The sequence below is a fragment of the Streptomyces sp. NPDC059695 genome, assembly GCF_042733785.1.
Classification (GTDB): Bacteria; Actinomycetota; Actinomycetes; order Streptomycetales; family Streptomycetaceae; genus Streptomyces.
On sequence record NZ_JBHWFF010000014.1, the window covers coordinates 101,528 to 127,457 of the forward strand.

Here is a 25,930-nt window from a genome sequence, read left to right on the forward strand (position 1 = left end):
GGAGGGGCGCCCTCGGGCACCCCTCCCGTTCCGTCCGCCGCTCGGGCCGCTACGACCCGGCTCCGCCGTCCCCGCCGGGCGATCCGTCGCCAGACCTCTCGGGTCCGCCGCCCTCCCCGTCACCGGGAGGGCCGTCGGATCCCTCGGAGGCATCCGCCTCCGGAGCCGCCTCGGGGCCTGCCTCCGGGCCCGCCTCGGGGTCCGTGTCCGGGCCCGCCTCGGGCCCCGTCTCCGAGCGGTCCGTCCCCGAGCCCGGCTCCGGGGCCGGCTGATCCCGTCTCGGCGGGCGCGTCCGGCCGCTCCCCGGGTCCCGCAGGAACGTGTCACCGCCCTCCGTCGCGACCCCCGGACCGGCGCCCGGGCCCGTGCCCGGCTCACGCCGCCGCAGATACCGCTCGAACTCCCGGGCGATCGCCTCGCCCGAGGCCTCCGGCAGCTCCGCGGTGTCCCGCGCCTCCTCCAGGGTCTGCACGTACTCCGCGACCTCGCTGTCCTCGGCGGCCAGCTGGTCCACGCCCACCTGCCAGGCCCGCGCGTCCTCCGGCAGCTCACCCAGCGGGATGCGCAGCCCGATCAGGTCCTCCAGACGGTTGAGCAGCGCCAGCGTCGCCTTCGGGTTCGGCGGCTGCGACACGTAGTGCGGCACCGCCGCCCACAGGCTCACCGCGGGCACGCCCGCGTGCGTGCACGCCTCCTGGAGGATGCCCACGATGCCCGTCGGGCCCTCGTACCGCGTCTCCTCCAGGTCCATCGTCCGGGCCAGATCCGGATCCGAGGTGACCCCGCTGACCGGGACCGGCCGGGTGTGCGGGGTGTCCCCGAGCAGCGCGCCGAGGATCACCACCATCTCCACACCCAGCTCGTGCGCGAAGGCGAGCAGCTCGTTGCAGAAGGAGCGCCAGCGCATCGAGGGCTCGATCCCGCGCACGAGCACCAGGTCACGGGGCTTGTCGCCGCCGACCCGGACCACCGAGAGCCGGGTCGTCGGCCAGGTGATCTTTCTGACCCCGTTGTCCAGGAAGACCGTCGGGCGGTTGACCTGGAAGTCGTAGTAGTCCTCGGCGTCGAGCGCCGCGAAGACCTCGCCCTTCCATTCCCGGTCGAGATGGGCGACCGCGGTGGAGGCGGCGTCGCCGGCGTCGTTCCAGCCCTCGAACGCTGCCACCATGACCGGGTCGATCAGCTCGGGTACCCCCTCGAGCTCGATCACCCAGCGCCTCCTTATTCGAAGTTCCTGTCGTACGGCCCCACCTTACGGCTTTCCGGCGGGCCGCCCGCAGTCCCCGGACATCCCCGAAAACCCGTGCGGCCTTGATCGACTACCCAGGAACTCACCTCCGCACACGGCGGAGTCACTCCTCCCACAGGGTGCTCGGCGCCTCCCTCCGGACCACCGGGGCGATCTCCTCGGCGAAGCGCTGGAGGGTCTCCTCCTGCTCCGCCGTCGACTGGCCGAAGGTGTCGACCGTGATCGACTGGAGGTCGTGCCCGTAGTGCTCGTGGTAGCCGAGGATCTTGTCGATGATCTGCTGCGGCGAGCCGATCAGCTGGGGGCCGTCGGCGATCGCGTCCTCGATCGTGCGGAACGGCGTGTTGTATCCGGCCCTGCCCTCCAGGTGCGGCTTGAAGCTCTGCCGGACCTTCGCCTCGTACAGCTCCTTGTACCGTCCGACGGCCTGCTCGGGCGTGTCGGCGATGAGCAGCCCGCCGGAACCGGCCGCCACGCGCGCGCGTGCCGGATCGTGCCCGTACTCCTCGAACTTCTCGCGGTAGTGCGCGATCAGCCTCGCGTACGCCTCGCGCGGCTGGATCGCGTTCGCGGTGAAGAGCGGATCGCCGTGCTTCGCCGCGAGCTCGGGGGAGTTGAGACTGGTGGCCGAGCCGTGCCAGATCCGCGGGGCACCGGCGTACGGACGGGGGACCGTGGTGACGTTCTTCAGCGCGGGCCGGAACTCGCCCTCCCAGTCGACGCCCTCCTCCGTCCAGAGGCGGCGGAGTAGCTCGTACTTCTCCTTCTGGAGGTCCCACTGCCGCTCCTCGTCCAGGCCGAAGAGGTCGAAGTGTCCGGCCTCCGCGCCCTTGCCGACGACGAGTTCGAGCCGCCCGCGGGACAGCTGGTCGAGGGTCGCGTAGTCCTCGGCGACCCGCACGGGGTCGAGGATCGCGACCACGGTGACCCCGGTGAGCAGCCTGATCCGGCGGGTGCGGGCGGCCAGCGCGGCGAGCAGCACGGTCGGGGAGGAGGAGAGGAACGCGCCCGCGTGCCGCTCGCCGACCGCGTACGCGTCGAAGCCGAGCCGTTCGGCGGTCTCGCCGAGCGTGACGACCTGCTCCAGCCGGTCGGCGGCGGACAGCAGTTCGCCGGTGAGCGGGTGCGGGGAGTGGTGGACGATCGAGAGCACCTGAAACTTCATGCCCCCACTCTGCGCGCCGAGTGTTGCGGGCGTGTGGACGGCGCGTGGCACGCCTGAGGGGCGGCCCTCCGGAGAGGAACCGCCCGCGCCCGCAGGCGGGTTACTTGCGCAGCATCGACTCGACGCCGGCGCGGATCTCGTCCGTCGCGAGACCGCGGATGGTCAGCGTCGTACGGCGGCGCAGCACGTCGTCCGCCGTCTCGGCCCACTCGTGGTCACGGGCGTAGGCGACCTGGGCCCAGATCTCCGGCGCGTCCGGGTGGATCCGGCGGGCCAGCTCCGGGTTCTCGTTCGCCATCCGGGCGATGTCGAAGGAGAGCGAGCCGTAGTGGGTCGCCAGGTGCCGGGCGGTGTCGGCCGCCATCCGGGGGCCGGGCGCCGGACCGTCGACGAGCAGCCGGTGGGCGACCGCGTTCGGGTTGGCTATGCCGGGCAGCGGCAGCCGCTTCGGCAGGGCGGACACCGGCTCGTAGTCCTCACCGAGCGGGCGGCCGGGGAGCTGCTCCAGCTTCTTCATCACCGTGCGGCCGATGTGGCGGAAGGTCGTCCACTTGCCGCCGGCGACGGACAGCATGCCGCCGCGGCCCTCGGTGACGACCGTCTCGCGCTTGGCCTTGGAGGTGTCGCCGGGACCGCCGGGGAGCACCCGGAGTCCGGCGAAGGAGTACGTGATCAGGTCGCGGGAGAGCTGCTGGTCGCGGATGGAGAAGGCGGCCTCGTCCAGGATCTGGGCGGTGTCCTTCTCGGTGACCTCGACCTGGCCGGGGTCGCCCTCGTACTCCTCGTCGGTGGTGCCGAGGAGCAGCATGTCCTCCCAGGGGAGGGCGAAGGTGATGCGGTACTTGTCGATCGGGGTGGCCAGTGCTGCCTTCCACGGCGAGGTCCGCTTGAGGACCAGGTGCGCGCCCTTGGAGAGGCGGATGGAGGGGGCCGCGCCGGGGTCCTCCATCTTCCGCAGGTGGTCGACCCACGGGCCGGTGGCGTTGAGCACGAGGCGGGCGTCCACACCGAACTCGTCGCCGGTGGTGCGGTCCTTCAGCTCCGCTCCGGTGACCCGGCCGCGGGTGAAGCGCAGGCCGGTGACCTCGGCGTGGTTGAGGACGGTGGCACCGGCGTCGACGGCGGCGCGGACCGTCATCAGCGCCATGCGCGCGTCGTTCATCTGGTCGTCGCCGTAGACGGCGACGGCCTTCAGGTCGTCGGTGCGCAGCTCCGGCACGTCCTGCGCGGCCTTGGCGGGGGAGAGCAGGTGACCGACGCCGTCGCCGAACGCCGAGAGGGCGCTGTACGCGAAGACACCGGCACCGAGCTTGGCCGCGCCGTGCGGGCCGCCCTTGTAGACGGGCAGGTAGAAGGTGAGCGGGTTGGCGAGGTGCGGTGCCACCTGACGGGAGACCGCACGCCGCTCGAAGTGGTTCTCCGCCACCAGCTTCACCGCGCCGGTCTGCAGGTAGCGCAGGCCGCCGTGGAGGAGCTTGGAGGAGGCGGAGGAGGTGGCGCCGGCGAAGTCGCCGGCGTCCACCAGGGCCACCCGCAGGCCCGACTGCGCGGCGTGCCAGGCGGTGGAGATGCCCAGGATGCCGCCTCCGATCACCAGGAGGTCGTACGTCGCCTTGGAAAGCTGTTCCCGGGTCTCGGCGCGGCTCGGCAGGGAACCGGCAGCCGGGTGCGTCCCGAGGGCAGGGACGCTCTGCAGGGTGGTCATATCGATCTACTCCTCGTCAGATCCGTCTTCGAGCCAGCCCATGGAGCGTTCGACGGCCTTGAGCCAGCTCTTGTACTCGCGATCACGCTTGTCGGCGTCCATGCGAGGGGTCCATTCCGCCGCCCGGCGCCAGTTGGCGCGCAGCGCGTCGGTGTCCGGCCAGAAGCCGACGGCCAGGCCGGCGGCGTAGGCGGCGCCGAGGCAGGTGGTCTCGGCGACCATCGGACGCACGACGGGCGCGTCCAGGAAGTCCGAGAGGGTCTGCATCAGCAGGTTGTTGGAGGTCATGCCGCCGTCGACCTTGAGCGCGGTCAGCTCGACGCCGGAGTCCTTCGTCATGGCGTCGGTGATCTCGCGCGTCTGCCAGGCGGTGGCCTCCAGGACGGCGCGTGCGATGTGCGCCTTGGTGACGTAACGGGTGAGGCCGGCGATGACACCGCGCGCGTCGGAGCGCCAGTACGGGGCGAACAGGCCGGAGAAGGCCGGCACGAAGTAGGCGCCGCCGTTGTCCTCGACCGAGGAGGCGAGGGTCTCGATCTCGGCGGCGGACTTGATGAGGCCCATCTGGTCGCGCATCCACTGCACGAGTGAACCCGTGACGGCGATCGAGCCCTCCAGGGCGTAGACCGGCTTCGCGTCGCCGATCTGGTAGCCGACCGTGGTCAGCAGGCCGCTGTAGGAGTTGATGATCTTGTCGCCGGTGTTCATCAGCATGAAGGTGCCGGTGCCGTACGTGGACTTCGCCTCGCCCTCGGCGAAACACGTCTGGCCGAACAGGGCGGCCTGCTGGTCGCCGAGCGCGGAGGCGACCGGGACGCCGTCGAGGACGCCGCCCCTGACCGTGCCGTACACCTCGGCGGAGGAGCGGATCTCCGGCAGCACGGTGGCCGGGATCTCCATGGACTGCAGGATCTTCTCGTCCCAGCCCATGGTGTGGAGGTTCATCAGCATGGTGCGGGAGGCGTTGGTGACGTCGGTGACGTGGTGGCCGCCGTCGACGCCGCCGGTGAGGTTCCAGATGACCCAGGAGTCCATGGTGCCGAAGAGGATGTCGCCGCGCTCGGCGCGCTCGCGCAGGCCCTCGACGTTGTCGAGCAGCCAGCGGACCTTCGGGCCGGAGAAGTAGCTCGCGAGCGGCAGGCCGGTCTCGCGGCGGAAGCGGTCCTGGCCGACGTTGCGGCCGAGCTCCTTGCAGAGCGAGTCGGTGCGGGTGTCCTGCCAGACGAGGGCGTTGTGGACGGGCTCACCGGTGTTCTTGTCCCAGAGCAGCGTGGTCTCGCGCTGGTTGGTGATGCCGATGGCCTTGACGTCGGCGGCGGTGATCTCCGCCTTGCTCAGGGCGCCGGCGACGACCTCCTGGACGTTGGCCCAGATCTCGGCGGCGTCGTGCTCGACCCAGCCCGGCTTCGGGAAGATCTGCTCGTGCTCCTTCTGGTCGACCGAGACGATCCGGCCGTCCTTGTCGAAGACGATGCAGCGCGAGGACGTGGTGCCCTGGTCGATGGCCGCGATGAACGGGCCGGAGGTGTGTGCGTCGGTCACGGTGTGCTCCAAGGGAGGTCTGGAAGAAGGACGGCTCAGGCGAACGCGATGTTGTAGATACCCGCGGCGACGGCGCCACCGATCAGCGGACCGGCGACCGGGATCCAGGCGTAGCTCCAGTCGGAGCCGCCCTTGTTCGGCAGCGGGAGCAGGGCGTGCACGATGCGCGGGCCGAGGTCACGGGCCGGGTTGATGGCGTAACCGGTCGGGCCGCCGAGCGAGAGGCCGATGGAGACCACGACGAAGGCGGTGATCAGGGCGCCGATGACGCCGAGACCCTTGCCGCTGTCGTTGAGGCCCTGGGTGAGCACGGCGAGGACCAGCACGACCGTGCCGATGATCTCGGTGGCCAGGTTCTGCCAGGTGTTACGGATCTCGGGGCCCGTGGAGAAGATGCCGAGCACCGGGCCGGGGCCCTCGATCGGCTTCTCGCCGACGGTCTCCGGGTCCGTGAGGTGGGCCCGGAACTGGCCGTAGTAGGCCACCCAGACCAGCGCCGCACCGATCATCGCGCCGAGCATCTGGCCGGCGATGTAGACGGGGACGTTGTCCCACTCCCCGTCCTTGATCGCGATTCCGACCGTGACGGCGGGGTTCAGATGGGCTCCCGAGAGGGAAGCGGTCATGTAGACCGCCGTCATGACGGCGAAGCCCCACCCGAAGGTGATCGCGAGCCAGCCCGCGTTGCGGGCCTTGGAGCTCTTGAGCGTGACGGCGGCGCACACACCGCCGCCGAGCAGAATGAGAACGGCGGTACCGATGGTCTCGCCGAGGAAGATGTCGGAGCTGGACACCCGCGACTCCTTTGTCCTTCGTCCAGGGGAAGGCGAACCCCGGGTCCCTCCGGTGGTCCGCGCCCTCGTGTGAGGGCGTTGCCGGCCCTTGGCACTGCCACACCATAGCGTGTATTGCCGTTAGCTGTTCGACAATGCCGACCGATGAACGGAAGTTTTGCCCCCGGGTTAACAGCACGTCAAGGGTCTGGGAAGTGAAAAACCCGCCGATAACGCGATCGTTACCGGCGGGTTCGGTTCTGTACGGGGAGGGGCGGGCCGCCGCTCCTGGGGCTGGTCAGAAGCGGCCGGCCCCCAGGTCCCGGGAGACGGCGCGGGCGCAGTCCCGCACCGCGGCCACCAGCTCCGGACGCAGCTCCCCGGCCGGGCACACCCGTTCCACGGCGCCCGTGACCGCCACCGCGCCCACCGGCATCCGCCGCCGGTCGTGGATCGGCGCCGCCACCGACGCCACGCCCTCCCAGGTCTCCTCCACGTCCGCCGCCCAGCCCCGGGCCCGCGTCATGTCGAGCAGCGACTCGAAGTCGACGAGCTCCGTGGTCGTCCGGGGCGTGAACGCCTCCCGCTCGACCTCCAGGACCTCGCTGTGCGCCACCGGGTCGTACGCCGACAGGACCTTGCCGAGCGCCGTGGAGTGCAGCGGCTGCATCGCCCCCACCTCCAGGACCTGACGGCTGTCGTCCGGCCGGAAGACGTGGTGCACGATCAGCACGCCCTTCTGGTGCAGCACCCCCAGGTGCACGCTCTCGCCGCTGGACCGCGCCAGGTCGTCCGTCCAGACCAGGGCGCGCGCCCGCAGCTCGTGGACGTCCAGGTAGCTGTTGCCGAGCCGCAGCAGCTCCGCGCCCAGCTGGTAGCGGCCCGAGGCCGCGTCCTGCTCCACGAAGCCCTCCGCCTGGAGGGTGCGCAGGATGCCGTGGGCCGTCCCCTTGGCGAGCCCGAGCGAGGACGAGATGTCGGACAGGCCGAGCCGGCGCTCGCCGCCCGCGAGCAGTCGCAGCATGGCCGCCGCCCTTTCAAGCGACTGGATGTTCTTCGCCATCGCCCGGCCCCTCACCCTTCTCACACTGTTCGACAATGCTGAACACTATCGGTCGATGCCGACCTTGCGTCACACCACACAGTGTCGGCCAAGGAGGGGCAGAACCGGGAGTCCCCGCACACAGGATGCCGTCCGGCCCGTGGGACGCCGTGTCCACCCCGGCCCGCACGCGGTTACGCTGGCCCCGTGCACCCTCCACCGAGGGCGCAAAGCCGACAGCCGTCGCATCCCAGGGAGCTCATCCATGGCCTCGTCGCCGACCCCTTCCGCTGACAGCCGGACCCGCGCCGCCGCCCTCCGCGAGGCACTCGCCAGCCGAGTCGTCGTCGCCGACGGAGCCATGGGCACCATGCTCCAGGCCCAGGACCCCACCCTCGAGGACTTCCAGGACCTCGAAGGATGCAACGAGATCCTCAACGTCACGCGGCCCGACATCGTCCGTTCGGTCCACGAGGCGTACTTCGAGGTCGGCGTCGACTGCGTCGAGACCAACACGTTCGGCTCCAACCACTCGGCCGCGGGTGAGTACGAGATCGCCGACCGGATCTTCGAGCTCTCCGAGGCGGGTGCCCGGATCGCCCGCGAGGTCGCCGACGAGTTCGGCGCCAAGGACGGCCGCCAGCGCTGGGTGCTCGGCTCGATCGGCCCCGGCACCAAGCTCCCCTCGCTCGGCCACATCGCGTACGACGTGCTGCGCGACGGCTACCAGCAGAACGCCGAGGGCCTCCTCGCCGGCGGCGCCGACGCCCTGATCGTCGAGACCACCCAGGACCTCCTGCAGACCAAGTCGAGCATCGTCGGCGCGCGCCGCGCGATGGACGCCCTCGGCGTGGACGTGCCGCTGATCTGTTCGCTCGCCTTCGAGACCACAGGCGTCATGCTGCTCGGCTCCGAGATCGGCGCGGCGCTCACCGCCCTGGAGCCCCTCGGCATCGACCTGATCGGCCTGAACTGCTCCACCGGCCCGGCCGAGATGAGCGAGCACCTGCGCTACCTCGCCCGCCACTCCCGTACACCGCTCATGTGCATGCCGAACGCCGGCCTGCCCGTGCTCACCAAGGACGGCGCGTACTTCCCGCTCACCGCTCCGGAGATGGCCGACGCGCAGGAGAACTTCGTCCGCGACTACGGCCTCTCCCTGGTCGGCGGCTGCTGCGGCTCGACGCCCGAGCACCTGCGCCACGTCGTCGAGCGGGTGCGGGGCCTCACGCCCCCCGAGCGCTCCCCGCGCCCCGAGCCCGGCGCCGCCTCGCTCTACCAGACCGTGCCGTTCCGGCAGGACACCGCCTACATGGCGATCGGTGAGCGGACCAACGCCAACGGCTCGAAGAAGTTCCGCGAGGCCATGCTGGAGGCGCGCTGGGACGACTGCGTGGAGATGGCGCGGGACCAGATCCGCGAGGGCGCGCACATGCTCGACCTGTGCGTGGACTACGTGGGCCGGGACGGCGTCGCCGACATGGCGGAGCTCGCCGGCCGTTTCGCGACCGCGTCGACCCTGCCGATCGTGCTGGACTCCACCGAGGTGGACGTCCTGCAGGCCGGTCTGGAGAAGCTGGGCGGCCGCGCCGTCATCAACTCGGTGAACTACGAGGACGGCGACGGCCCGGAGTCCCGGTTCGCCAAGGTCACCCGTCTGGCCCAGGAGCACGGCGCGGCTCTGATCGCCCTGACCATCGACGAGGAGGGCCAGGCCCGGACGCCCGAGCACAAGGTGGCCGTGGCCGAACGCCTCATCGAGGACCTGACCGGCAACTGGGGCATCCACGAGTCGGACATCCTGATCGACACGCTGACCTTCACGATCTGCACGGGTCAGGAGGAGTCGCGGAAGGACGGCATCGCCACGATCGAGGCGATCCGCGAGCTGAAGCGCCGCCGCCCCGACGTCCAGACCACGCTCGGCCTGTCGAACATCTCCTTCGGCCTCAACCCGGCCGCCCGGATCCTGCTGAACTCGGTCTTCCTCGACGAGTGCGTGAAGGCGGGTCTCGACTCGGCGATCGTGCACGCGTCGAAGATCCTGCCGATCGCCCGCTTCGACGAGGAGCAGGTCACCACGGCGCTGGACCTGATCTACGACCGGCGGGCCGAGGGCTACGACCCGCTGCAGAAGCTGATGGCGCTGTTCGAGGGCGCCACCACCAAGTCGATGAAGGCCGGCAAGACCGAGGAGCTCCTCGCGCTGCCCCTGGACGAGCGCCTCAAGCGGCGGATCGTCGACGGCGAGAAGAACGGCCTGGAGGCGGACCTCGACGAGGCGCTGCAGACCCGTCCGGCGCTGGACATCGTCAACGACACGCTCCTCGACGGGATGAAGACCGTCGGTGAGCTGTTCGGCTCGGGTCAGATGCAGCTGCCGTTCGTGCTCCAGTCGGCCGAGGTCATGAAGACGGCCGTGGCCCACCTGGAGCCGCACATGGAGAAGTCGGACGCGGAGGGCAAGGGCACCATCGTCCTCGCCACGGTGCGCGGCGACGTCCACGACATCGGCAAGAACCTGGTGGACATCATCCTGTCCAACAACGGCTACAACGTCGTCAACATCGGCATCAAGCAGCCGGTCTCCGCGATCCTGGAGGCGGCCGAGGAGCACAGGGCCGACGTCATCGGCATGTCCGGCCTCCTGGTGAAGTCCACCGTGATCATGAAGGAGAACCTGGAGGAGCTCAACCAGCGCGAGCTGGCCGCCAAGTACCCCGTGATCCTCGGCGGCGCAGCCCTCACCCGGGCGTACGTCGAGCAGGACCTGCACGAGATCTACCAGGGCGAGGTCCGCTACGCCCGCGACGCCTTCGAGGGCCTGCGGCTCATGGACGCCCTGATCGGGGTCAAGCGCGGCGTCCCCGGGGCCGTGCTGCCCGAGCTCAAGCAGCGGCGGGTCGCGAAGACCACCGCCGCGCTCCAGGTCGACGAGCCGGAGCCCGGCGGCCGGTCGGACGTGTCCACCGACAACCCGGTGCCGACCCCGCCGTTCTGGGGCACGCGGGTGGTCAAGGGCATCCCGCTGAAGGAGTACGCGTCCTGGCTCGACGAGGACGCCCTCTTCAAGGGCCAGTGGGGCCTCAAGCAGAACCGGGCCGGCGACGGACCGGCGTACGAGGAGCTCGTGGACACCGAGGGACGGCCCCGGCTGCGCGGCTGGCTGGAGCGCCTGCACACGGAGAACCTCCTGGAGGCGGCCGTCGTCCACGGCTACTTCCCCTGCGTGTCCAAGGGCGACGACCTGATCATCCTGGACGAGGAGGGCAACGAGCGGACCCGCTTCACCTTCCCGCGCCAGCGCCGGGGCCGCCGCTTGTGCCTCGCGGACTTCTTCCGCCCGGAGGAGTCCGGCGAGACCGACGTCGTCGGCCTCCAGGTCGTCACCGTCGGCTCGAAGATCGGCGAGGCCACGGCCAAGCTCTTCGACTCCGACTCCTACCGCGACTACCTGGAACTCCACGGGCTCTCCGTCCAGCTCGCCGAGGCCCTCGCCGAGTACTGGCACGCCCGCGTCCGCGCCGAGCTCGGCTTCGGCGGCGAGGACCCGGAGAACGTCGAGGACATGTTCGCGCTCAAGTACCGCGGCGCCCGCTTCTCGCTGGGCTACGGCGCCTGCCCCGACCTGGAGGACCGCGCGAAGATCGCGGACCTGCTGCGCCCGGAGCGGATCGGCGTCCACCTCTCCGAGGAGTTCCAGCTCCACCCCGAGCAGTCCACCGACGCCATCGTCATCCACCACCCCGAGGCCAAGTACTTCAACGCACGCTGACCGCCGACCGGACGCGTGAGATAAATCCGCGCGTTCCCGGTGATCGCGACGTACACTGGTCGGTCCAGTGCAGGCCGGTCTTCCTCCCCGTACCGGGGAGGGGGGCCGGCCTTCTCGTCCCTCCATGGAGGTGTGCCGGATGACCAGTACGGTCCCCGCGTCCCTGTTCCGTACGAACGGCAGCTCCGCCCTGCAGGCGGTCTTCCTCGACATGGACGGGACCCTCGTCGACACGGAGGGGTTCTGGTGGGACGCCGAGGTGGAGGTCTTCGCCGACCTCGGGCACCGGCTGGACGAGGCCTGGCGCGACATCGTCGTCGGCGGCCCGATGACCCGCAGCGCGGGCTACCTCATCGAGTCCACCGGCGCCGACATCACCCTCGAAGAGCTGACCGTCCTGCTCAACGAGAAGTTCGAGCAGCGCATCACGCGGGGCGTCCCCCTCATGCCGGGCGCCGAGCGGCTCCTCGCCGAGCTGGCACAGCACTCCATCCCCACCGCCCTGGTCTCCGCCTCGCACCGGCGGATCATCGACCGGATCCTCGCCTCGCTCGGCCGCGACCGCTTCACGCTCACCGTCGCCGGCGACGAGGTCGTCCGCACCAAGCCGCACCCCGAGCCGTACCTGACGGCCGCCCAGGGAGTCGGGGCCGACCCCGCGCTCTGCGCCGTCATCGAGGACACCGCCACCGGTGTCGCGGCCGCCGAGGCGGCCGGCTGCCGGGTCGTCGCGGTGCCCTCCGTCTCCCCGATCGCGCCCTCCCCGGGCCGTGTCGTCGTGCGCTCCCTCGAAGAGGTCGACGTGCCCTTCCTGCGCACGCTGATCACCGGAATCTGAGCTTTATCTGAGCTTCCCTCCCGGCCGAATGCGCTTTCGCGCCGGGAAAGCTGACAGGCCATTCACCGAAAAGCCCTCCACGTGACCTTGGTCACCCAGAGTGCTCGACGGGGGGTGGCCTGTCTTCGTTCGGTGACCGAAAAAGGCCTCTTTCGGTGCTCCCATGTGTCCCGATTCGCTCGGTGCCGTCCGCATCATCCGGCGCATGACTATCGAGTCCGCCGCATTCATGATCACTGTGCGATTACCCCCACGGCCGCCCGTGGTCCGGCAATAGCGGCGCCGCCCACTAATCTTTCGCGAGTACTTCGCCGCATAACCGCGTGCACCGGCGCACACCCAAGTCGCCGTGAACACAGGACCGATCGCAACACCCGGCCCGATCGCTCCCGCCCCGACCGGGCGGCCGGCGGCGGAGTTCCCCTGACCGCTGTACCCCAGTGCCGGATGAGGAGATCGTCCCTGATGAACCGCAAGACCCTGGTGCTGCCGGCCGTGGCCGGACTGCTCGCCCCTCTCCTCGCCGCCTGCGGCGGAGGCGAGGACGCCAGAGCGATCGCCGTCGGCACCACGGACCAGTTCATCGCCACGCAGGACGCACCCGCCCCGCTGGACCCGGCGTACGCCTACGACACCGGCGCCTGGAACATCCTGCGCCAGACCGTCCAGACCCTGCTGCACGTGCCCCGCGGCGGCGGCGAGCCCGTCCCCGAGGCCGCCCAGAGCTGCGGATTCTCCGACAAGGCCAGCGAGAGCTACCGCTGCACGCTCCGCTCCGGCCTCACCTTCGCGGACGGCACCCCCATCACGGCCGAGGACGTCAAGTACTCCGTCGAGCGCGTCCTGAAGATCAAGTCGGACAACGGCACGGCCGCCCTCCTCTCCAACATCGACACGGTCGAGACCCAGGGCACCGACGGGATCGTCTTCCACCTGAAGACCCCCGACGCCACCTTCCCGTACAAGCTCTCCACCCCCGTCGCCGGCATCCTCAGCAAGGACAAGTACGCCGCCGGCCGGCTCCGCGACGGCTTCGACGTCGACGGCTCCGGCCCGTACACCCTGAAGGTCGAGCGCGAGGGCGACAAGGCCACCCGCTTCGTCTTCACCAAGAACCCGGCCTACAAGGGCGACATCACCCTGCGCAACGACAAGGTCGAGCTGCGCCCCTACGCCGACGCCGAGGCCATGGGCAAGGCCCTGGAGAGCGACGACATCGACATGATGGCCCGCTCCCTGTCACAGAAGCAGATCAAGGACCTCACCGAGACGCCCAAGGACGGCATCCGCGTCAGCGAGGTCCCCGGCCTGGAGATCCGCTACCTCGGCTTCAACACCAAGGCCCCCTCCGTCGAGGAGAAGGCCGTGCGCCAGGCCATGGCCGCCGTCGTCGACCGCGGCGCCCTCGTGAACCTCGTCTACGGCCCCACCGCCGAGCCGCTCTACTCGCTGATCCCCTCCAGCATCACCGGCCACGCCACCCCCTTCTTCGACGAGTACGGCGAGCCCGACACCGACCGCGCCGCCAAGATCCTCAAGGACGCGGGCATCAAGACCCCGGTCAAGGTGACCCTGAACTACACCACCGACCACTACGGCGCCGAGACCGCCCAGGAGTTCGAGGCGCTCAAGAAGCAGCTCGTCGCCAGCGAGCTCTTCGACGCCACCGTCAAGGGCGCCGAGTGGTCCACCTTCCGCACGGCCCAGAAGCGCGGCGACTACGCCGTCTACGGCCTCGGCTGGTTCCCGGACTACCCGGACCCGGACAACTACATCGCGCCGTTCCTGGACAGCGACAACTTCCTGAACACCCCGTACGTCAACAAGACCGTCCGCGAGAAGCTCATCCCGCGTTCGCGCCGCCAGGCCGACCGCAACGCCGCGAGCCCCGTCTACGCGCAGATCCAGAAGATCGTCGCCGAGGACGTCCCCGTCCTGCCGCTGTGGCAGGGCAAGCAGTACGTCGCCGCCCGCGACGACCTCAACGGAGTCGAGTACGCGCTCAACACCTCCTCCGACCTGCTGCTGTGGGAACTGGGCCGCGGCACCGCCTGACCCCTTCGTTGTCCCGGCCGCGCGCCCCTGCGCGGCCGGCCTGCAAGAGATCAAGAGGCAAGTTCTGTGAAGGCACACAACAAGTGGCTCACGGCCCCGCTCGCCGCGGGCCTGTCCGCCGCCCTCCTCAGCGGCTGCGGCACCGAGCAGGGCGGCTCCGGGGGCTCCGGGGGCGGCATACGCGTCGGCATGTCCGACGAGATCCTCGCCACCGACCCGGCCGCCGGCTACGACCCCGGCTCCTGGCTGTTGTTCAACAACGTCTTCCAGTCCCTCCTCGCCTTCCCCAAGGGCGGCTCCGAGCCCGAGCCCGAAGCCGCCGAAGAGTGCGAGTTCTCCACGGGCAGCAAGGTCTACACCTGCACCCTGCGCGACGGCCTCACCTTCTCCAACGGCAACAAGCTCACCTCCGAGGACGTCAAGTTCTCCTTCGAGCGCGCCCTCAAGATCGCCGACCCCTCCGGCCCGGCGCCGCTGCTCTCCACCATCGACACCATCGAGACCCCCGACGAGAAGACCGTCGTCTTCCGCCTGAAGGTCCCGGACGCCACCTTCCCCAGCAAGATCGCCTCCGGCGCCGGCTCCATCGTCGACCACCGGGACTACCCCGCCGACGCGCTCCGCACCGACGGCAGGGCCACCGGCTCCGGCCCGTACAAGCTGGACTCCTTCAGCGACACCGAGGCCACCTTCTCCGCCAACGCCGGCTACAAGGGCAACGCCAAGCCGAAGAACGGCGCGGTCACCCTCAAGCTCTACCGCGGCGACCGCTCCGCCCTCTCCAAGGCCCTCACCGACGGCGACATCGACGTCGCCTACCGAGGCCTCTCCGCCGACGACATCGCCGCCCTCGAGAACTCCTCCACCACCGCCGACAAGGGCATCGAGGTCGTCCAGGGCAGCAGCGCCGAGGTCCAGCACCTCGTCTTCAACATGAAGGACCCCGTCGTCGGCAAGCTCGGCGTCCGCAAGGCCATCGCCCACCTCGTCGACCGCGAGGCCCTCGTCGAGAACGTGTACAAGTCGACGGCCACGCCGCTGTACTCGATCGTCCCGGCCGGCATCGCCGGACACAACACCGCCTTCTACGACACCTACGGCGTCCCCGACGCGGCCAAGGCCAAGAAGGCCCTCCGCGACGCCGGCATCACCGACAAGGTCAAGCTCACCCTCTGGTCCACGCCCAGCCGCTACGGCCCGGCCACCGACCAGGAGCTCAAGGCCATCGCCGAGCAGCTCAACGCGAGCGGCCTGTTCGACGCCGACGTCAAGTCCGTCGCCTACGACCAGTACGAGAAGGACATCGCCGCCGGCAAGTACGGCGTCTACGTCAAGGGCTGGGTCCCCGACTACCCCGACGCCGACAACTTCACCGGCCCCTTCTTCGGCCGGGGCAACGTCCTCGGCAACCACTACGAGAACCGCACCATCATCGGCAGCCTCCTCCCGAAGACCGCCGCCGCAGCCGACCGCGCCGCCACCACCGACGAGTACGGCCGCCTCCAGGACATCGTCGCCGACGAACTGCCGCTCCTCCCGCTCTGGCAGGGCAAGCAGTACGCCGTCGCCCGCGACGACGTCACCGGCCTCGAATGGACCCTCGACGCCTCGACCGTCTTCCGCTTCTGGGAGATCCGCAAGGGCTGACCCCCGTCCCCGCACGAGGACGTCCACGCACGAGGGCCCGGTACGCACCACGCGCACCGGGCCCTCGTCGTCGTCCCCGCGGCTACTGGCCGCCGGCCCCCGGCCGCACCAGACCGCTCTCGTACGCGTACACCGCGGCCTGCACCCGGTCCCGCAGGCCCAGCTTCGTCAGCACATGGCCCACATGCGTCTTCACCGTCGTCTCGCTGACGAACAGGTCCGCCGCGATCTCCGCGTTCGACAGGCCCCGCGCCACCAGCTTCAGCACCTCCACCTCACGGTCGGTCAAGGTGTTCAGCGTGTCCGGGACCTGCTCCTCGCCCGTCGGCAGATGCGCCGAGTACTTGTCGAGCAGCCGGCGCGTGATCGACGGCGCCAGCATCGCCTCACCGGCCGCCACCACACGGATCGCCTGCACCAGCTCGTTCGCCGGAGCGTCCTTCAGGAGGAAGCCGCTCGCCCCCGCCCGCAGCGCCTCCACCACGTACTCGTCCAGATCGAACGTCGTCAGGACCAGCACCTTCGCCGGACCGTCCCGCCCCGGGCCCGTGATCTGCCGGGTCGCCTCCACCCCGTCCATCCGCGGCATCCGGATGTCCATCAGGACCACGTCCGGCTGCAGCGCGCGCACCTGCTCCTGCGCCTGCAGACCGTCCCCGGCCTCACCCACCACCGCGATGTCCTGCTCCGCCTCCAGAATCATCCGGAAGCCGGTCCGCAGCAGCGGCTGATCGTCGACCAACAGGACGCGGATCGTCACAAGGGGGCTCCTTCACGGTGCTGAGCTCACGCGAGAGGCCCGCCGGGTGCGGGCCGTGCTCAGGAAGACGGCTGGGCCGGGTCCATTCTGCCCTGCCCGGATTCACCCGACTCCGGCGGGCGCGCGGAAACGATCTTCAGCGGATAGACCGGGGGAGTCCCCCCGAACTCCGGACAGACCGCCTGATGGTCGCACCAGCCGCACAGCTTCGTCGGCCGCGGCCGCCAGTCACCCGACTCCGTCGCCAGCCGGATCGCGTCCCACAGCGCGTGCAGCTTCCGCTCCACCCGCAGCAGGTCCGCCTCCACCGGGTCGTACGTCAGCACCTCCCCGCTGCCCAGGTACACCAGCTGCAGCCGCCGCGGGATCACCTGCTTCAGCCGCCACACCACCAGCGCGTAGAACGTCATCTGGAACAGCGCGCCGTCCCGGTACTCGGGCCGCGGCGCCTTCCCCGTCTTGTAGTCGACGATCCGCACCTCGCCCGAGGGCGCCACGTCCACCCGGTCGATCACCCCGCGCAGCCGCAGCCCCGACTCCAGCTCCGTCTCCACGAACAGCTCGCGCTCGGCCGGCTCCAGACGCGTCGGGTCCTCCAGCGTGAACCAGCGCTCGACCAGCGCCTCCGCCTCACCCAGCCAGCCCGCCAGACGCTCGCCCTCCGGATCCTCCGCGAACAGCTCGCCCAGCTCCGGCTTCGACTCGAGCAGCCGGTCCCACTGGCCCGGAACCATCGCGCGCGCCCGCGGCGCCGTCCGCTCCGCCGCCGGATCGTCGAAGAGCCGCTCCAGGACGGCGTGCACCAGCGTCCCCCGCGTCGCCGCCGGGCTCGGCCGCTCCGGCAGCCGGTCGATCACCCGGAACCGGTACAGCAGCGGACACTGCATGAAATCGCTCGCCCGCGACGGCGACAACGACATGGGCGCCCGCGGCTCCGACGGCACCTGCTCGCTCGTACTCATGACGAAGACCCTACGACCCGCCACCGACAACCAGCGGCATACCATCGACCTGGGACCCCGTCGCACTGCATGATCGAACCGTGACGCACCGACGCGGGGTCACACCACGCGACGAAAGGAACCCGTGAACCAGGACGAGCCCAAGCCGCAGCGGACCGAGGAGCCCGGCGGCGGGATCCTCATGGGACGGCCTTTCGGCGTGCCCGTCTACGTCGCCCCCAGCTGGTTCCTCGTCGCCGCCCTCATCACCTGGGTCTTCGGCGACCAGATCGACCGCGTCCTGCCCGAGCTCGGCGCCGCCCGGTACCTCGTCTCCCTCTTCTTCGCCATCGCCTTCTACGCCTCCGTGCTCGTCCACGAACTGGCCCACACCATCGCCGCGCTCCGCTTCAAACTCCCGGTGCGCCGCATCCAGCTCCAGTTCTTCGGCGGCGTCTCCGAGATCGAGAAGGAGACCGAGACCCCCGGCCGCGAGTTCGTCCTCGCCTTCGTCGGCCCCCTGCTCTCCCTGGTCCTCGCCGGCGTGTTCTACCTCTCCCTCTACGCCGTCGAACCGGGCACCGTCCCCGGCGTCCTCCTCGCCGGCCTGATGATCTCCAACCTCATCGTCGCGATCTTCAACCTGCTCCCCGGCCTCCCCCTCGACGGCGGCCGCATGCTCCGCGCCGTCGTCTGGAAGATCACCGGCAACGCCATGAGCGGCACCGTCGCCGCCGCCTGGGTCGGCCGCGCCCTCGCCGTCCTCGTCCTCGTCGGCCTGCCCCTGCTCACCCGCACCGGCCTCCTCGGGAACTCCACCGACGACATCGGCGGCTTCGAGACCGTCACCGACGCCCTCCTCGCCGCGATCCTCGCCGCGATCATCTGGACCGGCGCCGGCAACAGCCTCCGCATGGCCCGTCTCCGCGAGCACCTCCCCGAGCTCCGGGCCCGCGCCCTCACCCGCCGCGCCATCCCCGTCGAACCCGCCACACCGCTCTCCGAGGCCCTCCGCCGCGCCAACGAGGCCGGAGCCCGCGCCCTCGTCGTCGTCGACGCCACCGGCGAACCCACCGGCATCGTCCGCGAGACCGCCATCGCCGCCGTACCCCAGCACCGCCGGCCCTGGGTCGCCGTCAGCACCCTCGCCCAGGACCTCTCCGACGGCATGCGCGTCCCCGCCGAACTCACCGGCCAGCCCCTCCTCGACCACCTCCGCGCCAGCCCGGCCACCGAGTACCTCGTGGTCGAGGAGACCGGCGAGATCTACGGCGTCCTCGCCACCACCGACGTCGAGCGCGCCTTCGTCCAGGCCATGGCACGACCGTCCGCGTAACCCCGGTACTCTGGTCACATGTCCGAACCGACCGGTGCCGCCCGCCGACGCGGGCCCTTCAAGGTCGGGGACCAGGTTCAGCTGACCGACCCCAAGGGCCGTCACTACACGTTCACGCTCGAAGAGGGAAAGAACTTCCACACCCACAAGGGTTCTTTCCCGCACGACGAACTGATCGGCGCCCCCGAGGGCAGCGTTGTCCGTACCACCGGAAACGTCGCCTACCTCGCGCTGCGCCCCCTGCTCCCCGACTACGTCCTGTCCATGCCCCGCGGCGCAGCCGTGGTCTACCCCAAGGACGCGGGGCAGATCCTGGCCTTCGCCGACATCTTCCCCGGCGCCCGCGTCGTGGAAGCCGGAGTGGGCTCGGGATCCCTGAGCAGCTTCCTCCTGCGCGCCATCGGGGACAGCGGCATGCTGCACTCCTACGAGCGCCGCGAGGACTTCGCCGAGATCGCGAAGGGCAACGTCGAGCGCTACTTCGGCGGACCCCACCCCGCGTGGCAGCTGACCGTCGGCGACCTGCAGGACAACCTGTCCGACACCGACGTCGACCGCGTCATCCTGGACATGCTCGCGCCCTGGGAGTGCCTGGAGGCCGTCTCCAAGGCCCTGGTCCCCGGCGGCATCCTCTGCTGCTACGTGGCGACCACCACCCAGCTCGCCCGCACCGTGGAGTCCATCCGCGAGTTCGGCTGCTACGCCGAGCCGCAGCCGTGGGAGTCCATGATCCGCAACTGGCACGTCGAGGGCCTCGCCGTCCGCCCCGATCACCGCATGATCGGCCACACCGGCTTCCTCGTCACCGCCCGTCGCCTCGCGGACGGGGTCGAGCCCCCGATGCGCCGCCGCCGCCCCGCCAAGGGCGCGTACGGCGAGGACTACGAGGGCCCCAACAAGGGCTGACGTCCCGACATTCACAGCACGCCGCCGTCGAGTTCCCCGCCACACGGGAGAACTCGACGGCGGCGTCCTCATGTTCGCCGGGGGTGCGGGGTGCGGGGCGCGGGTTACGGGCCGCCGTCGCCGGATGCGGAGGGCCGCCGGCGGCGACGCCGCGTCCCGGCCGTGGACACCCCGCCACAGGGGGGCGAGGCTGCCGCAGCTGGGAGAAACGACCGCCGTCGAAGGCCGGGTGGCTGAAGCCGGGATGAGGCTGCAGCCGTCGCCGGGAGGGGGCACCCCGCCGGTGACGGGGTGACCACGGCTGGGGAGGCGGTGGCGCAGCCGGGCGCGGGGCTGCCGCCGCTGGGCGGAGCGCGGCTCTCGCCAGGGGCGGGGCTGGCGCCGCTGGGCGGAAGACGACCGTCATCGGGGCCGGGTGACGCTGCCGAGGGTGGGGCGACCGCCGCCGGAGAGGGGCCGACTGTTTCCGGGGGCGGGTGGACACTGCCGGAGATTGGGCGGTCGCCGCGGGGGACGCGGCGGTCGTCGCGGGAGACGGGCCGACTGCTTCCGGGGTTGGGCGGACCACTGCCGGAGACGGGCCGCCGGCTTCCAGGGCGGGCGACCACTGCCGGAGACGGGGCGACCGCCGCGGGGGACCGGGCGGTCGCCGCGGGAGTCGGGGCGACCGCCGCCGACCCGCCTGTTCCGTCGCCCTGTGACGTGTGGCACGATGCCGGGAACCCCGCCGCACCACCCCACAGGAGACGTCGCGCGTGCAGCCCTCCGCCGCCCCGGACCTCGCGGACCTCGCTCACACCCACGCCCGGTCGGCCCACTGGCTGGCCACCGCGACCGCGACCGCCGCGGTCGTCGCCCTCGCCGGACTGCTCCAGCCCGGCCCCGCAGGAGCCTCGGCCGCACCGGCCGCCGCCCCCCGCCCGGCACCCGCCCCCGAGGCCGCCGGAGCCGACTACCCCCTGGACTGCGGAGGAGGACCCCGTACGGTCGCCGAGCGGGCCACCGGGGACCTGGACGGCGACCGGAACCCCGAGACCGTTGCGGTCGTGCACTGCGAAGCCGGCTCCGGAACACCCCCGAGCGGCGTCTACGTCCTCACCCGCGGCAAGGAGAAGGGCACCCCGGCGCGCGTGGTCGCGACGCTCGTCGCACCGGACGAGCACCGCAGCGTCACGGAGCTCGCCGTACGCGACGGGGCCGTGCGCGCCACCCTGCTCGGCTACTCGTCCCCGGACGTGCCCAGCTGCTGCCCCGACGAGAAGGAGCAGGTCAGCTGGCGCTGGCAGAGCGGCGCCTTCGTCCGCGCCGGCCAGGCCGACGCCCGCGGGGTCTGACCCCTCAGGCGGCGTCGGGGCCGTACACCTCGACCTTGTCCGCGACCCGGCGCACATGGATGCAGTCGCCCGGGCACTCCTTCGCGGAGTCCACCACGTCCTGGAGCAGCGGCAGCGGCACCCGCGTGGTGGCCCCCGCGTCCTGGAGGAGCTCGTCGTCGTCGCTCTTCACATAAGCGAGTCCGTCGATGTCGAGCTCGAAGACCTCGGGAGCGTACTGCGCGCAGATCCCGTCCCCGGTGCACAGGTCCTGGTCGATCCAGACCTCGAGCGCCTCCTCGGCACCCGTCGCCGGGTCCTCGTGCTGCACGGTCATATCTCCTGCCGTTTCTGCTTCGCGCGATAAGTCGGGCCACCTCTGACGGGTGTTGACCAAAGACGACGATACAACCGCCCGCTTTCAGACGGTGAAGGGTGGGTATTCCCCTGGCGAGAGGGGAAGCGCAAGGGTGAAGATCGGACACACCCCGGAGTCTTTTTGATCTAGGGGTTTCAATCACCACCCACGCAGGTAGGGTCAGGAAGCGTCCAGCTCCCCTTGGAGGAGGTGAGGACCGTGGCAGCCCACGACGACGACATCAACCGCGGCATCCGGCCGGGGCGAGGGTCTGAAGACCCCGCCGGCCAGGTTGCCTATCTCGAGCAGGAAATCGCCGTCCTGCGCCGCAAGCTCGCCGACTCTCCGCGCCACACGAGGATTCTCGAAGAGCGGATCGTCGAGCTGCAGACCAACCTGGCCGGCGTGTCCGCGCAGAACGAACGTCTGGCGAACACGCTCCGTGAGGCCCGCGACCAGATCGTGGCCCTCAAGGAGGAGGTCGACCGGCTCGCACAGCCGCCGGCCGGCTTCGGTGTCTTCCTGCAGGCCAACGAGGACGGCACGTGCGACATCTTCACCGGGGGCCGCAAGCTCCGGGTGAACGTCAGCCCGAGCATCGAGCTCGAAGAGCTCAAGCGCGGCCAGGAAGTCATGCTCAACGAAGCGCTCAACGTGGTCGAGGCCATGGAGTTCGAGCGCGCCGGGGACATCGTCACCCTCAAGGAGATCCTCGAGGACGGCGAGCGCGCCCTGGTGGTGGGGCACACCGACGAGGAGCGGGTGGTGAGGCTCGCCGAGCCTCTGCTGGACGTCACCATCCGCGCCGGCGACGCCCTGCTGCTCGACTCCAGGTCCGGCTACGTCTACGAGGTGGTCCCCAAGAGCGAGGTCGAAGAGCTCGTTCTGGAAGAGGTCCCGGACGTCGACTACGACAAGATCGGCGGTCTGGGCAACCAGATCGAGCTGATCCGCGACGCGGTCGAGCTCCCGTACCTCTACCCGGACCTCTTCAAGGAGCACGAACTGCGGCCGCCCAAGGGCATCCTGCTCTACGGCCCGCCCGGCTGCGGCAAGACGCTGATCGCGAAGGCCGTGGCCAACTCCCTGGCCAAGAAGGTCGCCGAGGTGACCGGCCAGCCCGCGGGGAAGTCCTACTTCCTCAACATCAAGGGCCCCGAGCTCCTCAACAAGTACGTCGGCGAGACCGAGCGGCACATCCGCCTCGTCTTCCAGCGTGCCCGGGAGAAGGCGAGCGAGGGCACCCCCGTCATCGTCTTCTTCGACGAGATGGAATCCCTCTTCCGCACCCGCGGCTCCGGTGTCAGCTCGGACGTGGAGAACACCATCGTCCCGCAGCTGCTCGCCGAGATCGACGGTGTGGAGGGCCTGGAGAACGTCATCGTCATCGGCGCCTCCAACCGCGAGGACATGATCGACCCCGCGATCCTGCGGCCCGGCCGGCTCGACGTCAAGATCAAGATCGAGCGTCCGGACGCGGAGGCGGCGAAGGACATCTTCGCGAAGTACCTCACGGCCACCCTGCCGCTCCACTCGGACGACATCTCCGAGCACAGCGGCTCGAAGGCCGCCGCCGCCCACGGAATGATCCAGTCCGTCGTCGAGCAGATGTACGCCGAATCCGAGGAGAACCGCTTCCTCGAAGTCACGTACGCGAACGGCGACAAGGAAGTCCTCTACTTCAAGGACTTCAACTCGGGCGCGATGATCCAGAACATCGTCGACCGGGCCAAGAAGATGGCCATCAAGGCCTTCCTCGACCACAACCAGAAGGGCATCCGGGTCTCCCACCTCCTCCAGGCGTGCGTGGACGAGTTCAAGGAGAACGAGGACCTGCCCAACACCACCAACCCCGACGACTGGGCCCGGATCTCCGGAAAGAAGGGCGAGCGGATCGTCTTCATCCGCACGCTCGTCACCGGAAAGCAGGGCGCGGACACCGGACGCTCCATCGACACGGTGGCCAATACCGGTCAGTACCTGTAAAACGCCCCACCGGCTGCGGATGTCCGGAAACCGGGCATCCGCAGCCGGCGCATTCCATCCAGCATTTCCCCCGGCATCACAGGGAAACAGGGAAATACTGCAACTGATCTCCCCACCAGCGCGGAGCCGCTCTAGGCTCATCGGTACCCGCCGAGTCGCGCACAGTGAGCGCCGCCGGGCAAGGAGGGCCGCATGACCGTACGGCGAGTAATGGGCATCGAGACGGAGTACGGGATCTCCGTCCCGGGACACCCGAACGCCAATGCCATGCTCACCTCGTCCCAGATCGTCAACGCCTACGCGGCGGCGATGCACCGGGCGCGCCGCGCCCGCTGGGACTTCGAGGAGGAGAACCCGCTGCGGGACGCCCGCGGCTTCGACCTCGCCCGCGAGGCCGCCGACTCCAGCCAGCTCACCGACGAGGACATCGGCCTGGCCAACGTGATCCTCACCAACGGGGCCCGCCTCTACGTGGACCACGCCCACCCCGAGTACAGCGCCCCCGAGGTCACCAACCCGCGGGACGCCGTCCTCTGGGACAAGGCCGGCGAACGGATCATGGCCGAGGCGGCCGAGCGCGCCGCCCAGCTCCCCGGAGCCCAGCCCATCCACCTCTACAAGAACAACACCGACAACAAGGGCGCCTCCTACGGCACGCACGAGAACTACCTGATGAAGCGGGAGACCCCCTTCTCGGACATCGTGCGCCACCTCACCCCCTTCTTCGTCTCCCGCCAGGTCGTCACCGGCGCGGGACGGGTCGGCATCGGACAGGACGGCCGCGAGGACGGCTTCCAGATCAGCCAGCGCGCCGACTACTTCGAGGTCGAGGTCGGCCTGGAGACCACGCTCAAGCGGCCCATCATCAACACCCGGGACGAGCCGCACGCCGACGCCGAGAAGTACCGCCGCCTGCACGTGATCATCGGCGACGCGAACCTCTCGGAGATCTCCACCTACCTCAAGCTCGGCACCACCGCCCTCGTCCTCTCCATGATCGAGGACGGCTTCATCACCGTCGACCTGGCCGTCGACCAGCCGGTGCGCACCCTGCACCAGGTCTCGCACGACCCGACGCTGCAGTACCTGATCACGCTGCGCAGCGGCCGGACGCTCACCGCGGTCCAGCTCCAGATGGAGTACTTCGAGCTGGCCAGGAAGTACGTGGAGGAGCGGTACGGCTCGGACGCGGACGAGCAGACCATGGACGTCCTCGCGCGCTGGGAGGACACCCTGGGACGCCTGGAGACCGATCCGATGAGCCTCGCCGGTGAGCTGGACTGGGTCGCCAAGCGGGAGCTCATGGAGGGCTACCGGCGCCGCGACGGCCTGGACTGGGACGCGGCCCGGCTGCACCTGGTGGACCTCCAGTACGCGGACGTGCGCCCCGAGAAGGGGCTCTACAACCGTCTGGTGGCCCGCGGGCGCATGAAGCGGCTGCTGGACGAGACAGAGGTGGAGCGGGCCGAGACGGCGCCTCCGGAGGACACCAGGGCCTACTTCCGGGGCCGCTGCCTGGAGCAGTACGCCGACGACGTCGCCGCGGCCTCCTGGGACTCGGTGATCTTCGACCTGCCGGGCCGGGACTCCCTCCAGCGGGTTCCGACCCTGGAGCCGCTGCGCGGCACCAAGGCCCATGTGAAATCGCTGCTGGACCGCTGCCGGACCGCCGAGGAACTGGTCCGCGTGCTTTCCGGCGGCTGAACAGGGGGCCCGGTGAGGGCCTGAAATGCCCCGGCACTGGGAATCATGGAATCAGTGCCCGGGCGTTGTGGAAACTGCGGGGCCGAAGTCAGACCCGACCTATAGGGTCTGATCTTGTACGGACTCAACCGAGCGGGCCGATTCGAGCGGGGTGAGGGATATGGCGACCAAGGACACCGGCGGCGGACAGCAGAAGGCGACGCGATCCACGGAGGAGGTCGAGGAGACCACCACGGAGGCGAGCTCCGACCTCCAGGAGCGCCAGGAGAAGCTGAGCGACGACGTGGACTCCGTCCTGGACGAGATCGACGACGTGCTCGAGGAGAACGCCGAGGACTTCGTGCGGTCCTTCGTGCAAAAGGGCGGCGAGTAGCCGCACCGCGCCTGTCGTCCTCCGTCCCCGGAGCCCCGGAGAAAGCCGCGGGTCCGGGGACGGATGACAAGCGGTGGCACGGGTAAGGTCCGTGCACAGCAACCAAGATCGGCCCGCGCTTCCCACGGCGGTCCGAGTTCCCACCCGGAAGGAATCGCGTGGAAGCCAACCCTCGTAGCACCGGGCGTCTGCCGGCGGCCTTCCTGACGCCGGGCTCGTCCTCCTTCATGGACTTCCTGGCCGATCACTCGCCCGACCTGCTCCCGGGGAACCGGAAGCTGCCGGAGGGGATCGTCGAGGCGCCGCACGGCACCACCATCGTGGCCGCCACGTTCCCCGGCGGCGTGGTGGGGGGGGGGGGGCGGGGGGCCGCACAGGGGTTAAAGTACAGGCCGCCGGTCAACGACAAGTTGTTACCCGCCGCCCAGTTATACTCGGTGTGCGAGGCCCCCCACCCCCCCC

At 70.3% G+C, this 25,930-nt stretch carries 19 protein-coding genes and 1 pseudogene; 11 read left to right on the forward strand and 9 right to left on the reverse strand.

Features of this window, described 5'->3' with window-relative positions:
• Nucleotides 1–49 precede the first annotated feature (49 nt).
• The 6 genes from ACFV2S_RS19350 to ACFV2S_RS19375 all read right to left on the reverse strand — a co-directional run bounded on the left by ACFV2S_RS19350 (nucleotide 50) and on the right by ACFV2S_RS19375 (nucleotide 7,497).
• On the reverse strand, nucleotides 50–1,210 hold the full coding sequence (locus ACFV2S_RS19350) for a PAC2 family protein (RefSeq protein ID WP_385560194.1): 1,161 nt from the start codon (nucleotides 1,208–1,210) through the stop codon (nucleotides 50–52).
• Nucleotides 1,211–1,352: 142 nt separating this feature from the next.
• Entirely contained in the window at nucleotides 1,353–2,414 is a 1,062-nt protein-coding gene (locus ACFV2S_RS19355) for an LLM class flavin-dependent oxidoreductase (RefSeq protein ID WP_385560197.1), read from the reverse strand.
• Between the two features lie 100 nt (nucleotides 2,415–2,514).
• The gene (locus ACFV2S_RS19360) at nucleotides 2,515–4,119 is read right to left on the reverse strand and encodes an FAD-dependent oxidoreductase (RefSeq protein ID WP_385560200.1); all 1,605 of its coding nucleotides are present in this window, start codon (nucleotides 4,117–4,119) and stop codon (nucleotides 2,515–2,517) included.
• A 6-nt stretch (nucleotides 4,120–4,125) separates the two neighbouring features.
• Entirely contained in the window at nucleotides 4,126–5,661 is a 1,536-nt protein-coding gene (gene glpK, locus ACFV2S_RS19365; protein WP_385560203.1) for a glycerol kinase GlpK, read from the reverse strand.
• A gap of 35 nt (nucleotides 5,662–5,696) precedes the next feature.
• The gene (locus ACFV2S_RS19370) at nucleotides 5,697–6,455 is read right to left on the reverse strand and encodes an MIP/aquaporin family protein (RefSeq protein ID WP_383794042.1); all 759 of its coding nucleotides are present in this window, start codon (nucleotides 6,453–6,455) and stop codon (nucleotides 5,697–5,699) included.
• Nucleotides 6,456–6,732: 277 nt separating this feature from the next.
• On the reverse strand, nucleotides 6,733–7,497 hold the full coding sequence (locus tag ACFV2S_RS19375; RefSeq protein ID WP_383794040.1) for an IclR family transcriptional regulator: 765 nt from the start codon (nucleotides 7,495–7,497) through the stop codon (nucleotides 6,733–6,735).
• 244 nt (nucleotides 7,498–7,741) lie between these two features.
• Between ACFV2S_RS19375 and metH the strand changes: the two genes are divergently transcribed.
• The 4 genes from metH to ACFV2S_RS19395 all read left to right on the forward strand — a co-directional run bounded on the left by metH (nucleotide 7,742) and on the right by ACFV2S_RS19395 (nucleotide 15,791).
• Nucleotides 7,742–11,251: a methionine synthase gene (gene metH / locus ACFV2S_RS19380; RefSeq protein ID WP_385560208.1), complete on the forward strand. Its 3,510-nt coding sequence runs from the start codon at nucleotides 7,742–7,744 to the stop codon at nucleotides 11,249–11,251.
• Between the two features lie 139 nt (nucleotides 11,252–11,390).
• Nucleotides 11,391–12,089, forward strand: a complete 699-nt coding sequence (locus tag ACFV2S_RS19385) for an HAD family hydrolase (RefSeq protein ID WP_385560211.1) — start codon at nucleotides 11,391–11,393, stop codon at nucleotides 12,087–12,089.
• Nucleotides 12,090–12,554: 465 nt separating this feature from the next.
• Nucleotides 12,555–14,144 carry an ABC transporter substrate-binding protein gene (locus ACFV2S_RS19390; protein ID WP_385560214.1) on the forward strand — a complete coding sequence of 530 codons (1,590 nt, stop codon included), beginning with the start codon at nucleotides 12,555–12,557 and terminating at the stop codon, nucleotides 14,142–14,144.
• A gap of 66 nt (nucleotides 14,145–14,210) precedes the next feature.
• The gene (locus ACFV2S_RS19395) at nucleotides 14,211–15,791 is read left to right on the forward strand and encodes an ABC transporter substrate-binding protein (protein ID WP_385560217.1); all 1,581 of its coding nucleotides are present in this window, start codon (nucleotides 14,211–14,213) and stop codon (nucleotides 15,789–15,791) included.
• An 82-nt stretch (nucleotides 15,792–15,873) separates the two neighbouring features.
• Here ACFV2S_RS19395 and ACFV2S_RS19400 read toward each other — a convergent pair whose 3' ends face one another.
• A complete protein-coding gene (locus tag ACFV2S_RS19400; protein WP_030691890.1) occupies nucleotides 15,874–16,551 on the reverse strand; it encodes a response regulator transcription factor in 678 nt (225 codons plus the stop codon).
• Nucleotides 16,552–16,610: 59 nt separating this feature from the next.
• The gene (locus ACFV2S_RS19405) at nucleotides 16,611–17,513 is read right to left on the reverse strand and encodes a RecB family exonuclease (protein WP_385560220.1); all 903 of its coding nucleotides are present in this window, start codon (nucleotides 17,511–17,513) and stop codon (nucleotides 16,611–16,613) included.
• A gap of 181 nt (nucleotides 17,514–17,694) precedes the next feature.
• Between ACFV2S_RS19405 and ACFV2S_RS19410 the strand changes: the two genes are divergently transcribed.
• The 3 genes from ACFV2S_RS19410 to ACFV2S_RS19420 all read left to right on the forward strand — a co-directional run bounded on the left by ACFV2S_RS19410 (nucleotide 17,695) and on the right by ACFV2S_RS19420 (nucleotide 21,068).
• Complete coding sequence (locus ACFV2S_RS19410; RefSeq protein ID WP_385560418.1) at nucleotides 17,695–18,828, forward strand: site-2 protease family protein; 1,134 nt, start codon at nucleotides 17,695–17,697, stop codon at nucleotides 18,826–18,828.
• An 18-nt stretch (nucleotides 18,829–18,846) separates the two neighbouring features.
• On the forward strand, nucleotides 18,847–19,734 hold the full coding sequence (locus tag ACFV2S_RS19415) for a tRNA (adenine-N1)-methyltransferase (protein WP_015032448.1): 888 nt from the start codon (nucleotides 18,847–18,849) through the stop codon (nucleotides 19,732–19,734).
• A gap of 755 nt (nucleotides 19,735–20,489) precedes the next feature.
• The gene (locus tag ACFV2S_RS19420; RefSeq protein WP_385560222.1) at nucleotides 20,490–21,068 is read left to right on the forward strand and encodes a hypothetical protein; all 579 of its coding nucleotides are present in this window, start codon (nucleotides 20,490–20,492) and stop codon (nucleotides 21,066–21,068) included.
• Between the two features lie 4 nt (nucleotides 21,069–21,072).
• Here ACFV2S_RS19420 and ACFV2S_RS19425 read toward each other — a convergent pair whose 3' ends face one another.
• A complete protein-coding gene (locus ACFV2S_RS19425) occupies nucleotides 21,073–21,384 on the reverse strand; it encodes a ferredoxin (protein WP_385560225.1) in 312 nt (103 codons plus the stop codon).
• Nucleotides 21,385–21,624: 240 nt separating this feature from the next.
• On the opposite strand from ACFV2S_RS19425, the gene arc reads away from it, so the two are divergent.
• From arc to ACFV2S_RS19445, 4 genes and pseudogenes are all read left to right on the forward strand, one after another.
• Complete coding sequence (gene arc, locus ACFV2S_RS19430) at nucleotides 21,625–23,391, forward strand: proteasome ATPase (RefSeq protein WP_382861103.1); 1,767 nt, start codon at nucleotides 21,625–21,627, stop codon at nucleotides 23,389–23,391.
• 192 nt (nucleotides 23,392–23,583) lie between these two features.
• Nucleotides 23,584–25,095, forward strand: a complete 1,512-nt coding sequence (dop, locus tag ACFV2S_RS19435) for a depupylase/deamidase Dop (protein ID WP_385560229.1) — start codon at nucleotides 23,584–23,586, stop codon at nucleotides 25,093–25,095.
• 160 nt (nucleotides 25,096–25,255) lie between these two features.
• Nucleotides 25,256–25,468: a ubiquitin-like protein Pup gene (locus tag ACFV2S_RS19440; RefSeq protein ID WP_030315996.1), complete on the forward strand. Its 213-nt coding sequence runs from the start codon at nucleotides 25,256–25,258 to the stop codon at nucleotides 25,466–25,468.
• Between the two features lie 158 nt (nucleotides 25,469–25,626).
• Nucleotides 25,627–25,930, forward strand: a pseudogene (locus ACFV2S_RS19445) (proteasome subunit beta); the annotation flags it as partial.

Excerpts from the sequence above, each read along its gene's own strand:
- ACFV2S_RS19385 (WP_385560211.1), top strand. The coding sequence starts at position 11,391 with ATGACCAGTACGGTCCCCGCGTCCCTGTTCCGTACGAACGGCAGCTCC.
- ACFV2S_RS19375 (WP_383794040.1), bottom strand. The coding sequence starts at position 7,497 with ATGGCGAAGAACATCCAGTCGCTTGAAAGGGCGGCGGCCATGCTGCGA.
- ACFV2S_RS19390 (WP_385560214.1), top strand. The coding sequence starts at position 12,555 with ATGAACCGCAAGACCCTGGTGCTGCCGGCCGTGGCCGGACTGCTCGCC.
- dop (WP_385560229.1), top strand. The coding sequence starts at position 23,584 with ATGACCGTACGGCGAGTAATGGGCATCGAGACGGAGTACGGGATCTCC.
- ACFV2S_RS19410 (WP_385560418.1), top strand. The coding sequence starts at position 17,695 with ATGGGACGGCCTTTCGGCGTGCCCGTCTACGTCGCCCCCAGCTGGTTC.
- ACFV2S_RS19360 (WP_385560200.1), bottom strand. The coding sequence starts at position 4,119 with ATGACCACCCTGCAGAGCGTCCCTGCCCTCGGGACGCACCCGGCTGCC.
- ACFV2S_RS19425 (WP_385560225.1), bottom strand. The coding sequence starts at position 21,384 with ATGACCGTGCAGCACGAGGACCCGGCGACGGGTGCCGAGGAGGCGCTC.
- metH (WP_385560208.1), top strand. The coding sequence starts at position 7,742 with ATGGCCTCGTCGCCGACCCCTTCCGCTGACAGCCGGACCCGCGCCGCC.
- ACFV2S_RS19405 (WP_385560220.1), bottom strand. The coding sequence starts at position 17,513 with ATGAGTACGAGCGAGCAGGTGCCGTCGGAGCCGCGGGCGCCCATGTCG.
- ACFV2S_RS19355 (WP_385560197.1), bottom strand. The coding sequence starts at position 2,414 with ATGAAGTTTCAGGTGCTCTCGATCGTCCACCACTCCCCGCACCCGCTC.
- ACFV2S_RS19415 (WP_015032448.1), top strand. The coding sequence starts at position 18,847 with ATGTCCGAACCGACCGGTGCCGCCCGCCGACGCGGGCCCTTCAAGGTC.
- ACFV2S_RS19440 (WP_030315996.1), top strand. The coding sequence starts at position 25,256 with ATGGCGACCAAGGACACCGGCGGCGGACAGCAGAAGGCGACGCGATCC.